The sequence below is a fragment of the Hyphomicrobium sp. genome (assembly GCF_036780825.1).
GTDB lineage: Bacteria > Pseudomonadota > Alphaproteobacteria > Rhizobiales > Hyphomicrobiaceae > Hyphomicrobium_C.
In genome coordinates, this window is sequence record NZ_DAIQCD010000054.1 from 1 (window position 1) to 11,491 (window position 11,491).

The window sequence follows — 11,491 nt, forward strand, 5'->3', positions numbered from 1 at the left end:
TCGATAGTCGCTTAATCGACGGTTAGATGATGTCGATCTCAGCAGGCAGATACGAGGTGACCTCGAGGCCGACTTCCTGCTCGCGGACCGAAGGCTTCATCCAAGTCTTCATAGTAGTTCCTCCTTGAGAAAACGGCGCAACGGAACGCGTGTGCGCACAATGAAGAAATAGGTGTCGGCCCGCCATTGGACCAATCGTATTTTCATTTCATTCCATCAGGCAGCCTGATGCTACTATATACTATAACAGTAAAAAGAGAGGAGATATCAAAGCATTAGAAGGGATGCAATCGCTGGGGTTGGCTGGAATAGATGATCACGGGAATTGAACGTTTCGTGAAGCGTCCTTGGTAGTCGTCATTACAGGAAGGCCGCGCCGAAAAAAAAGCGGAGCTCGGAAAATTCCTCGAAAACAGTTTTTGCTCTCGGGGCTGCGATGAACTCAGCAATTCCTATCGATGGCAATGCCAAAAATAAAACGGCGGCCGCTTTCGCGGCCGCCGTCGAATTCAAGTCCGAGCAGATCGAGTTAGATGATATCGATCTCAGCCGGCAGATACGAAGTGACTTCGAGGCCGACTTCCTGCTCGCGAACAGAAGGCTTCATCCAGGTCTTCATCGGGGATCCTCCTTAGAGTGTGAGACTGATCAGAGGGCCGCCAGCCCTGCCGATCCTGAACTGAATATAGGCGCCACCCCCGATAACGACAAATCGCAAGTACGTGATCCATAGATAAGGAATATTTATTGCAACTCAAAGCTTCGCTGATCGCTTGATCCGTCTTCTTCGGCTATCCGCCGCTCACACATCCAGCCACGCTGCAAGGGTCAGCGGTAAGGCAAGGGCGACGAGTGCCAGTGCTGTGCGGGGCGCGCGGCCAAGCCAAGCGAGCGTCAATCCGGGAACGGAGAAGAGCAGCGGAGCCGCAATCAACGCGACGTAGCTGGCGTCGCCCGCAGCCACGTCGTCGACCGCTCCCGCATAGAGCAAGAGCAGGTGAAGCCGCAGCACGAACAGGATCACGACCACGCAGCCGACGACGAGCGCGACGAGCCTGAGGAGCGCCCTCTCCTGGATGGCGCGATCGATGTTGGTGTGCTCAGTCACGGAACAGGCGAAGCCGGGCTGCGGAGTTTGTGGGGCGGCGGCCGGCCGTCACGCATGCATATCTCTTGCTGACCGAATCCGCCGACTCTGGATATCGCGGTGTCAATGTGCTCGTCTTGCCGCGTCGAGGTCTGCCGAAAGTTCAGCCTCGAGCTTCTGCAGATCCTCCGGGATAGGAAGTCCAAACGCCTTAAGCTCGTTGAGCTTCTCCATCAGCTGGAGGTAGAGCTCATGAGCATCCTCCGGTTCATTCTGCATCCGCGTGAGCAGAACGCCGATCTCAGCGGTCACGTCTTCGAAGGCCATGGAAGGGTCTCCTCAGGAGATGGGGCGATCAAAGGTTTGATCGTTTGTGTGGCGAGACCGCAAGGCGAGCGAGAAGGCCCGTCTCGTCGGGCACAGCTGGAGAAAATGGCGTGTTCGTACCGCATGGCCAGCCTCGCATGCCACGACTCAGAGTCCGTTCACACAGCGTGATCCAATGCTAGCGGGTATGAACGGCTTTAATGAAGTTGGGGCCGAGGGGGGCTGGCCGCAAGGCTGCCGCGCGGCCTCATGCCGGGCTCAGCATAGGAAGCGGTCAGCGGGTCTCCTGCCCGAGATGCCAGATCTCCTCCTCAACGGCGATGTCAGCAAGGATGCGATCGAGTAGAAGGCATGTTCTTTTAAAGAGTGCGCTGCCTCGACGGAAGTCAGCGGCGGCGTAGAAGTCGACGCGTCCGGCACGGAACAGTTCCGCGCATTTCTCGATGTCCGCGCCCTCCGGATGCACGGCGATCGCATGGCCGCCGCTTTTGCGCATGAGCGCCATGGAGGGCACATCCGTTTCGCCGTCGCCGAAGTAGACCATGTTGCGGAATGGGATCGGCCGCAGCTCCTCCGGCATGTGTGCGTTGATGCTGTCTCCGAGGTCCTCGATCCCCTTGTTGATGCGGAACAGGTACTGCGTCTTGCCCGTGTCCGTGATCACGCGTTTCGGAAATGGCAGGTCATAAGCGTCGAACCAGTATTCGGATGCGAACACGTTGTGGAAGTGCTTGCGGATGCGCGTTCCCTCGATGATCTCGGTGAGACCCGACGAGACGAGGTAATGGCGAAGCTCGACGCCGTGGCTCTCCGACCGGATACCGATGTAGGCCGTAATGGCATCGAACCATTCCTCGACGCCCGGAAACAGCTCCACGTCCGCACCTTGCCGCACGAGGTCGGCGCGGTCGATGCGCAGCCCCTTCTCACGCGCGAGCTTGTACATCAGGTGCATATAGGTGATCAGCGGATCGGCGCCTTGCTCCCGGGCGACGCGCGAGCATTCGGCCCAGAATGCGGCCGGCTCGATCCCGATCTGCGGCAGGAAAGCATACTCCTGCATCGGGCGCGGCGAGAGCGTGCCGTCAAAATCATAGACGAGAGCGATGGTCTTCTTGGTGAAGGGCGCACCTGTCCTGGCCGTGCTGGCGACGTTCCGCTTCGCGGACGAGGCGCGCAGAGGTCCGGCACCGGCTTCGGCGCTCCGCTCCCGTCTCGTCGTTGTGCGCTCGATCATCGTCGGCCCGTCTGCTTGAAGGTTCCCGCGGACTGTCGACCGATTCGGATGGCGCCATAAAGGCCGATGGAGATGCCGGGCACGGAGCATTTCCTCACGCCAACGGCTCTCCCGCCCTTATTGCCAAGCGGGAGAACACGGCTTGGTGCAGTCGCCGGCGCCGCGCAGCGTCAATGCCCGTGGCCGCCGCATCCACAGCCGCCATGGGCATGTGCGTGATCGTGCTCGGCATGCCCGTGCCCGCCGCAGCAGCCACCCTCACCGTGGTGGTGATGATGATCCTCTGCGTGCCCATGGTGGCTGCCGCATCCGCAGCCGCCATGATCATGGGCGCTCGGCTCGACGAGCACCGCCGCCAGCCGCCGCTCGATGGCGACCGATTGTTCGCGTGGCGCATCACGCGCCTCGATGGTGAGGGCCATGACCTCCGCGCCGATCCTGAGGTCATCCACCTGGCCGAGATAGTGCCGCCTAAGGCGCCCTTGCCGGTCGAAGATCAGCACCGTCGGCGTGCCCTGGATCTCGTAGGCGTCCATCGTCTGGGGCACGGCTTGCCCGTCGGTCTTGTCGAGCGCCACCGGAAACGTCAGGCCCTGCTGATCGACGAAGGCTTCGAGCGCGGCCTTGTCCTGCTTGTCCGTCTCCTCGAAGGGCGTGTTGAGCCCGATGACGACCACCTCGTCGTCGCTGAAGGCGCCCGCCATCCGCTGCGCCTGCGGCAGGCCATGCTTGAGGCTGCCGGGGCAGTGCTGCTGAAACGCAGCCATCACCACGACCTTGCCCTTGAGGTCGGCGAGCGCGAGTGGCGCATCGGCATTGAACCAGGCTGCGGTCGTGAGCTCTGGCGGATTCTCAGGGTCGAACATCGGCGGTCCTTTCTGACGCGGGAAGCGCGAAAACATACCCGCTCCGGCCGGTTCCCGTCAGGATTTTTTACCGTTGCGGCACGGCACTGCCGGTAAGGCAGGGGAGCCAAGACGTTGACACGCCTTGACGATCCTCCCGGTGTCGCACCCTTGCGGACAAGACTTAGTGCTGGAGGGAACGGCTCTAAGAGCTTTGTTTGATCGCATCCTAGATCAAAGCGGCCGCCGGCCAGACCTGGAACATGCCGTCCCCGGCGCTGCTCATCGCCTCCACCACGGCCATGTTGTCGAAGTCGGGAAGCCGCGCTTGCATTGCCGCCACGAGAGCGCCTTCCCCATCGGCGCCCATCGGAATGGTGAGGGCCTGGCGGCCATCCTTATGAGCGAGGATCCAAACCAGGTCGGCGTCCGGCGGAACGGCGTGCCTCGCCTGCAGCGCGACGTTTGCGAGATCCGCCCAGGCCAGCATCGCGAGCAATCCGCTGCCCTCGTCGACGGTGACGATCTTGTCATCGAATCTCACGCGCACCGGAGACGTGACCCGGCGTTGAGCCGCAGCCTCTCGAGACCGGCCGAACAGCTTCGAAAGCCACTCCAGCATCTCACCCGCCCCGGCCGTGTTGCGCACCATCGCGCCGCTCGCCTTTCCAGCCATCCGACTCGCGTGATGATGCGATCATACGAGAGAACCGCGCAGGCGCCATAAGCGCGGTAGTGCGTATGGACAGTTTCCGTGTCCTGCGAGAGTTCGCGAATAGCGGAGCCCTGCAGCGATGTTTTCATTGGAGGCGTTGCTCGAGGGCCGCCAGCTCCTCGCGGAGCGCCGCCGGCAGCCTGTCGCCAAACGTGGCGAAATGCTCGCGCATCGCCGGAAGCTCCGCTTTCCAGCCGTCGCGGTCCACGCTGAGCAACGCTGAGATGGCATCCTCCGCGAGGTCGATCCCATCGAGATCGAGCGCGTCCCGGGTCGGTAGCTTGCCGATCGGCGTCTCGGTGGCGTCCGCAGCTCCGTCGCAGCGTTCGAAGATCCATTTCAGGACGCGGCTGTTCTCTCCATAGCCGGGCCACAGGAACTTGCCCTCGGGTCCTTTCCGGAACCAGTTGACATGGAAGATCTTCGGCATCGCGTCGCCACCTGTCTCGCCCATGGCGATCCAGTGTCGGAAATAGTCGCCCATGTGATAGCCGCAGAACGGCAGCATGGCCATCGGATCGCGGCGAAGATCGCCCACGCTTCCCGCCGCCGCCGCGGTCTTCTCGGACGCCATGATGGCGCCGAGGAAGGTGCCGTGGCGCCATGAAAGTGCTTCCGACACCAGGGGCACGACGGATGCGCGCCGGCCGCCGAACAGGATGGCGTCGATCGGCACGCCGTCGGGATCGTCCCACTCCCGGGCAATGACGGGGCACTGTGCAGCCGGCGCGGTGAAGCGGGCGTTCGGATGTGCGGCGGGGCGCCCGCAGTGTGGCGTCCAGGCGCGGCGCATCCAGTCGATGGCGCGCGCGGGCGGCTCGCCCATTCCTTCCCACCAGACGTCGCCGTTGTCGGTCAGGGCCACGTTCGAATAGATGATGTTGGCTTGGAGCGTTCCCATCGCGTTGGGATTGCTCTCGTTCGACGTGCCGGGCGCCACGCCGAAGAAGCCCGCTTCGGGGTTGATGGCATGGAGCCGGCCGTCGGCGCCGAATTTCATCCAGCAGATATCGTCGCCCAGCGTCTCGACCTGCCAGCCCGGCACGGTGGGCACGAGCATGGCGAGGTTTGTTTTCCCGCAGGCCGATGGAAAGGCGGCAGCGAAATATTTTGCCCGGCCCTGGGGGTTGATCAGCTTGAGGATCAGCATGTGCTCGGCCATCCAGCCCTCGTCGCGGGCCTTGACGGAGGCGATACGCAGCGCGTGGCATTTCTTGCCGAGAAGCGCATTGCCGCCATATCCCGAGCCGTAGGACCAGATCTCCCGGGTTTCCGGAAAATGCGAGATGAGCTTGGTCTTGTTGCAGGGCCAGGGCACGTCGGCGGCCGCCGGGGTAGCAAGCGGATAGCCCACCGTATGGAGCCCGCGCACGAACTCGGCGCCTTGTCCAAGCGCCTCGAGCACCTTGTCGCCGACACGGGTCATGATGTGCATGTTCGCCACCGCATAGGCGCTGTCGGTGACCATGATACCGATGTCGGCGATTGGCGAGCCGATGGGCCCCATCGAGTAAGGAACGACATACATCGTGCGCCCGGCCATGGCGCCGTCGTAAAGCGCGGTGAGCCTCGCTTTCATTTCGCGCGGGTCGGCCCAGTTGTTGGTCGGGCCGGCGTCATCCCGCGAGACAGAGCAGATGAATGTCTGATCCTCGACGCGCGCCACGTCGGCGGGATCCGAGCGCACGATGACGGAGTTCGGCCGTTTGGCCGGGTTGAGCCATTGCGCCGTGCCGCTGTCGACAAGCTGCTTGAGGAGTTCCTGGTATTCCCACCTGCTGCCGTTGCACCAGCGCACGCCTTCCGGTTTGAACAGCGCGGCGGCGTCTTCGACGAAGGCTGCGACGCCCGGATTGGTCGTCTTGACCTCGCGAGCGGCCATGGTGGTCATGACGGGCGCTCCTCCGCATGGCGTGCGTCAGTATGCGAACGGTGTGCTCATGCCTGTCTCGGTTTTATTGGAGGCGAGGCTACCATTGAGCCCCGCGTCCGTCCAAGCAAACGTCACCGTCATTGATCCGGCTGCTGCTCTCGTGCCCGCGCTGCGAGTGCGACCAGCTCCTGGCGCGCCTCATCGGGCGTTCTGACCGTCCTGGCGAAGGGCAGTCGGCAGGTCATGCCGTCGCAAACGAGATCGAGGCCTTCGGGGTCGAGGCCGGTCATGCGCCAGGGGCCGCCCGGCGCGCCGGCAAGCACCGTGGCGTAGAGCGCGATGGCGGCGGAATGGTCCTCATTCATGTGCGCGACGATGTCGTCGTGAGCGGCCACGAGCTGCGGAGCATCCTTGATGTCGATCAGAAGATCCGCCGGCGCGAGGTCCACGATGCGGCCGAAACCGCCGATGAAATGCGCCCGCTCTAGCGCGAGCTCGTAAAAGGCGAAATCGGGAAAGTCGGCATAGCCGCGGGCCGCCGGGTGTCGCGACAGGAAGCGCGGGCGGGCAGCCGCGCGCTGGGTCCGGGTTGCCCGGCCGACCACCGTGACACGCCCCCCCGCGAGCGGGTCCCCTGCTGCATCCGTGCCGTCGAACAGCAGGCTGGCCCGTGCATCGGATTCGAGGTTTTTCGTGTGGGCAGCGAGGGTTGAGATCAGGAACAGCGGCGTTCCGTCCACATCGGTTGCGATCGTCACCAGCGAGGCGTAAGGATGGCCGCTTGAAAGATCGAGCGTGGCGAGCGAGCCCTTAAGAGCGCGGCGCATGAGCGTCCTCGCTGCCACCTCTGGAGAGAGGTCCGCAGTCTTCGGTGCCATCGGCGCGCCCGGATTTGTGTCACGATCTACATCTGCCATTTGATCTCTTCCGTCTGTTCGAGCCCGTTCAGTTCGTGTTCAGGCGCTACCGTATAGGACGCTCCTGCCACAATTGATCCAATTTGGGACCATAAAGCGCCAAGACGCATATAGGGTTGTCGCGAGGATAATCGGGACCATGAAAGAGAAGAGCACCATCGCTCTCGTTGATGACGAGCGGAATATTCTGACCTCCCTGGGCATGGCGCTCGAGGCCGAGGGTTACAAGGTGCGCACCTATTCGGACGGCGCCTCCGCCCTCGAGGCCTTGACCGAGGATCCGGCCGATCTCGGCATCTTCGATATCAAGATGCCGCGAATGGACGGCATGGAGCTGCTGCGCCGGGTGCGCCAGCAGTCCGACATGCCGGTCATCTTCCTGACCTCGAAGGACGAGGAGATCGATGAGCTGTTCGGCCTCAAGATGGGCGCCGACGACTACATCGCAAAGCCGTTCTCTCAGCGCCTGATCGTCGAGCGCGTGCGCGCCATTCTTCGGCGCCTGCAGCCCAAGGACGGCCAGGTTGCCGAGCCGCAGGTCGCCCACATCCTCGAGCGCGGCAAGCTGCGCCTCGATCCGGAGCGCCACACGTGCCATTGGGACAGCCGTCCGGTAACGTTGACGGTCACGGAATTCCTGATCCTCCAGGCTCTGGCCCACCGTCCGGGCGTGGTGAAGACGCGCGACGCGCTGATGGATGCGGCCTACGACGATCAGGTCTATGTGGACGATCGGACGATCGACAGTCACATCAAGCGCTTGCGTAAGAAGTTCAAGCAAGTCGACGACAGTTTCGATGTTATCGAGACGCTGTATGGCGTAGGCTACCGCTTCAAGGAAGCGTAGCGCGGCCGGTCTGGGCCGGCGGGGTCTGGATGCACAGGAGCGCTCTCGCGGGCACTGAGGCGGATAGACCGGTTTAATGGTCCGCGTGGAGGGGCAATGGCGCTCGAGACGGAGCGAACGCCGGCGATTGATACTGGCCTCGAGGGGTTCGAGGCCGTCCTCGCCGGCCTGCGGCGCCGGCTCGGCCGGCTCGTCTCCCGCTCCCGCTACCTGTCGCGCCGCGCCGTAAGGGTTGCCGACCGTACGTTCGCCTGGTGGCGGCATGTCCCGGTTTTCCGCTTCATCGCGGGAAGCCTCTTGCGGCGCATCCTGGTGGCAAGCTTCGCCGGCCTGGTCGTCATGATCGCTGGCATTCTGTACTTCAGCGAGAACAACGCTTGGCTCATCGACGCCAAGCGGGAATCGCTCCGCGTCCAGGGAGAGATCATCGCTGCCGCCATCGCCGGCGACGCGCGCGTGGAGACCGGCCGCCTCGTCATTCACGCCGATCCCACGGCCGATGACGATCTCGCCTCTGCCTTCGACGACGCATTCACCGCCCACGAGCTGTCGATCCGCCCCGAGCGGGTGGCTCCGATTCTGCGGCGTTTGATCGGGCCCACCACGCGCCGCGCCCGCGTCTACAGCCGCGACGGGACGCTGGTTATGGATTCGGCGACGCTCCTGAAGCGCGGCCAGCTCTCCCGCCATGAGCCGAAAGTTCCCGACGGCGGCAAGACGAGCACCAAGAACTTCTGGACCCGCCTCAAGGCCTGGATGCTCGCGAGCAACGATCTTCCCGTTTACAAGGAGATCGGCAACGCCAACGGCACCTCCTATCCCGAGGTCCGCCAGGCCCTCGAAGGCAAGGCGACGGCCATGCTTTTGCTCAACGAGAAGGGGCAGCAGATCGTCTCCACGGCGGTTCCCATCCAGCGCGCCTCGGGCGTCCAGGGCGTGCTCCTGATGTCGACGCGCCCCGGTGAGATCGACAAGATCGTCTCCGATCAGCAGGACCAGATCTGGCTCCTCGCAGCCTTCGCCATCCTGGCGTCGCTGCTGAGCGCGCTGCTGCTTGCACGCACGGTGGCCGGCCCGATCCGCCGCCTGTCCGCGGCTGCGAAGCTTGTAAGCCGCAATATCAGCGCCCGCCGGGAGCTGCCGGATTTCGCCCACCGCACGGACGAGGTGGGCCAGATGGCATCAGCATTCGCGGCCATGACGGCGGCGCTTTACCGGCGCGTCGAGGCGAGCGAGAGCTTCGCCGCCGATGTTGCCCATGAGCTCAAGAACCCTCTAACAGCCGCCCGCTCCATGGCCGAATCCCTCGCCTACGCCAAGACGGAGGATCAGCGCCGCGAGGTCGTGAAGCAGATCCAGACCGAGCTGATGCGCCTCAACCGGCTCATCACCGATGTCTCGAACGCGTCTCGCCTCGATGCGGAACTCGCCCGCCAACAGATGGGTCCGCTCGATGTCACCACCGTCGTCACCAGCGTGACGCAGATCTTCAAGGACATTCTCTCGAGCGACACGCGCCGCGTCGAGACGACGGTTGCCATCGCGCCGTTCGAGCGCGCCTTCATGGTCAACGGCCATGCGGGCCGTCTCGGGCAGGTGCTGACGAACCTCGTGGACAACGCCATCTCGTTCTCGCCGGAAGGATGCGCCGTCACCGTTCGCGTGCGCCGTGTCGGTGCCTCCGTCGAGCTGGTGGTGGAGGACGAAGGGCCGGGGATCCCGGACGATCGCTTGAGCGTCATCTTCGATCGCTTCTACACGGACCGGCCCGATACCGAGGCCGTCCGCGGCAAGAATTCCGGCCTCGGCCTGTCGATCTCGCGGGAGATCATCCGCGCGCATGGCGGCGAGATCATCGCGGAGAACAGGCAACCGGGTACGCTTTCGTCGCCGCCGGGAACGCTGGCCGAACGCCCCCACGGTGCCCGCTTCGTCGTGCGGTTGCCGGCCATCGTGCAGTCTGCCCGTGCGAGCATGTCGGGTGCGCGCCGCGCCCAAGCCTCGGACCATCGCCATCATGAGCCTGCTCTCGAACGCGGCTGATCTCGCCCACGGCACGGCGGTGGCCTTGGGTGCCAAGGCGGCCCTGATCCGCGGAGCCTCGGGCGCCGGAAAGTCGGATCTCGCGCTCCGCTGCATCGCTCTGCCGCCACTTGCCCATATCCCGCTCCGTGCCGAGCTCGTGTCCGACGATCAGGTACGCTTGGCGGCGAAGGAAGGTGGAATAGAGATTGCGCCACCTGCGACCATCGCCGGCAAGATCGAGGTGCGCGGCCTTGGAATTCTGACGCTGCCCTTTCGCGCTTCGGCGCGTCTCGCGCTGGTGGTCGATCTCGTGTCGCCGGACGAGGTGCCCCGCTATCCGCTTGAGCCGGCAAGCGCGACCTATCTCGGAATAAACATTCCCCTCGTGCGCCTCGCGCCCTTCGAGCCATCGGCGGCCCTGAAGCTCGTGCTCGCTCTCGATGCTGCCCCGGCTCGTTAACCCCCGCCGTGACGGCCTTGGAGACAGGAAAACCCTTGCTTTGCCCGCGAACCCTTGTAAGTCTCCGGCCGCACGCGCGAAAGCGACGGCGAGGGCCGGAAGCTCATGACACCAGGGAGACTGTCGTGACGCCATGGAGACTTGGAGCGTGTTCGTGCGAACGGGCGGGCGCACGCGGCATCCAAATGCGAAAAGAACTCGGCACGGGCTAGATGATCGGACTCGTGATCGTCACACACGGCGGTTTGGCGGTTGAGTTCCGCGCCGCCCTCGAGCACATCGTCGGCCCCCAGTCCCAACTCGAGACCATCTCGATCGGCCCTGAGGACGACATGGAGGCGCGTCGCGCCGAAATCCTCGAGGCCGTGCACCGGACCGAGACCGGCTCCGGCGTCATTATCCTGACCGATATGTTCGGCGGCACGCCCTCAAACCTCGCCATATCCGTGATGGATGAGGCGAATGTCGAGATTCTCGCCGGCATCAACCTGCCGATCCTGGTCAAGCTTGCGGGGCTCCGGTCCGAGGTGCCGCTCGATGAGGCCGTGACGCTGGCCCGTGAAGCGGGGCGCAAATACATCAAGGTCGCGAGCCAGGAGCTCTCCGGCGAGCGATGAGATGGCGGGACGCGCGATGCCAGAGATAAAGAACAGCAACCGCCCCGAGGCCGTCGTCACCGTCGTCAACCGCAAGGGGTTGCACGCGCGCGCCTCGGCCAAGTTCGTAAAGCTCGCCGAGACCTTCGAAGCCGCCGTTACCGTGACGCGCGACGGACAGACCGTTGGCGGCACGTCGATCATGGGGCTTATGATGCTGGCCGCTGGTCCCGGCGCCACACTGCATATCACCGCTGAGGGTACCGAGGGCCCGGAGGCTCTGGAGGCGCTCGTCAATCTCGTCGAGACGGGATTTGGCGAGGAGTTGGCCGAAGAAGACTGAGCCCCACCAGCTGGTGCAGGGCGGCTTCCCCTTTGAATCGTCCTTTCTGTCGTCACCCTCGGGATGTCGCGCCGTGCGTGGGGAGCCCGGATATAGCCTGATCGTTCTCGGTGGATGCGGACTCGCATCCACCGAGAACGTGAATCAGTCTCTCAAATAAAGACTTAGAGCATTTTCCGATCATACGTATCCGGCGGCGTTGAAGTAGCTGGAACAGTC

Annotated in this window: 14 protein-coding genes; 5 read left to right on the top strand and 9 right to left on the bottom strand. The window is 63.9% G+C overall.

The annotated features are described in order from the left end of the window. Positions 1-22: 22 nt before the first annotated feature. The 9 genes from pqqA (V7P99_RS14160) to V7P99_RS14200 all read right to left on the bottom strand — a co-directional run bounded on the left by pqqA (V7P99_RS14160) (position 23) and on the right by V7P99_RS14200 (position 7,001). Positions 23-112 (bottom strand): pyrroloquinoline quinone precursor peptide PqqA, encoded by a 90-nt coding sequence (gene pqqA, locus V7P99_RS14160; RefSeq protein WP_020087993.1) that lies wholly within the window; start codon positions 110-112, stop codon positions 23-25. A gap of 417 nt (positions 113-529) precedes the next feature. Continuing rightward, positions 530-619 carry a pyrroloquinoline quinone precursor peptide PqqA gene (gene pqqA / locus V7P99_RS14165; protein ID WP_020087993.1) on the bottom strand — a complete coding sequence of 30 codons (90 nt, stop codon included), beginning with the start codon at positions 617-619 and terminating at the stop codon, positions 530-532. Positions 620-802: 183 nt separating this feature from the next. Then, positions 803-1,108 carry a hypothetical protein gene (locus V7P99_RS14170; protein ID WP_333795480.1) on the bottom strand — a complete coding sequence of 102 codons (306 nt, stop codon included), beginning with the start codon at positions 1,106-1,108 and terminating at the stop codon, positions 803-805. Positions 1,109-1,210: 102 nt separating this feature from the next. Further along, positions 1,211-1,414, bottom strand: coding sequence for a hypothetical protein (locus V7P99_RS14175; RefSeq protein WP_333795481.1), 204 nt, complete (start codon positions 1,412-1,414; stop codon positions 1,211-1,213). A gap of 274 nt (positions 1,415-1,688) precedes the next feature. Then, positions 1,689-2,651: an HAD family hydrolase gene (locus V7P99_RS14180; protein ID WP_333795482.1), complete on the bottom strand. Its 963-nt coding sequence runs from the start codon at positions 2,649-2,651 to the stop codon at positions 1,689-1,691. Between the two features lie 170 nt (positions 2,652-2,821). After that, positions 2,822-3,517 (bottom strand): peroxiredoxin family protein, encoded by a 696-nt coding sequence (locus V7P99_RS14185; RefSeq protein WP_333795483.1) that lies wholly within the window; start codon positions 3,515-3,517, stop codon positions 2,822-2,824. Positions 3,518-3,725: 208 nt separating this feature from the next. After that, entirely contained in the window at positions 3,726-4,172 is a 447-nt protein-coding gene (locus V7P99_RS14190; RefSeq protein WP_333795484.1) for a hypothetical protein, read from the bottom strand. Between the two features lie 124 nt (positions 4,173-4,296). Further along, complete coding sequence (locus V7P99_RS14195; protein ID WP_333795485.1) at positions 4,297-6,102, bottom strand: phosphoenolpyruvate carboxykinase (GTP); 1,806 nt, start codon at positions 6,100-6,102, stop codon at positions 4,297-4,299. Positions 6,103-6,221: 119 nt separating this feature from the next. Further along, the gene (locus V7P99_RS14200) at positions 6,222-7,001 is read right to left on the bottom strand and encodes a HugZ family pyridoxamine 5'-phosphate oxidase (RefSeq protein ID WP_333795486.1); all 780 of its coding nucleotides are present in this window, start codon (positions 6,999-7,001) and stop codon (positions 6,222-6,224) included. Between the two features lie 139 nt (positions 7,002-7,140). On the opposite strand from V7P99_RS14200, the gene V7P99_RS14205 reads away from it, so the two are divergent. The 5 genes from V7P99_RS14205 (at position 7,141) to V7P99_RS14225 (ending at position 11,272) form a co-directional block, all read left to right on the top strand. Next, positions 7,141-7,848: a response regulator transcription factor gene (locus V7P99_RS14205; protein WP_333795487.1), complete on the top strand. Its 708-nt coding sequence runs from the start codon at positions 7,141-7,143 to the stop codon at positions 7,846-7,848. A 96-nt stretch (positions 7,849-7,944) separates the two neighbouring features. Further along, positions 7,945-9,891 carry a stimulus-sensing domain-containing protein gene (locus V7P99_RS14210; RefSeq protein ID WP_333795488.1) on the top strand — a complete coding sequence of 649 codons (1,947 nt, stop codon included), beginning with the start codon at positions 7,945-7,947 and terminating at the stop codon, positions 9,889-9,891. Next, positions 9,866-10,333, top strand: coding sequence for an HPr kinase/phosphorylase (locus V7P99_RS14215; RefSeq protein ID WP_333795489.1), 468 nt, complete (start codon positions 9,866-9,868; stop codon positions 10,331-10,333). Before V7P99_RS14210 ends, V7P99_RS14215 begins: the two co-directional genes overlap by 26 nt. 212 nt (positions 10,334-10,545) lie before the next feature. Further along, complete coding sequence (locus V7P99_RS14220) at positions 10,546-10,950, top strand: PTS sugar transporter subunit IIA (RefSeq protein WP_333795490.1); 405 nt, start codon at positions 10,546-10,548, stop codon at positions 10,948-10,950. Between the two features lie 16 nt (positions 10,951-10,966). Next, entirely contained in the window at positions 10,967-11,272 is a 306-nt protein-coding gene (locus tag V7P99_RS14225; RefSeq protein ID WP_333795491.1) for an HPr family phosphocarrier protein, read from the top strand. Positions 11,273-11,491: the final 219 nt, after the last annotated feature.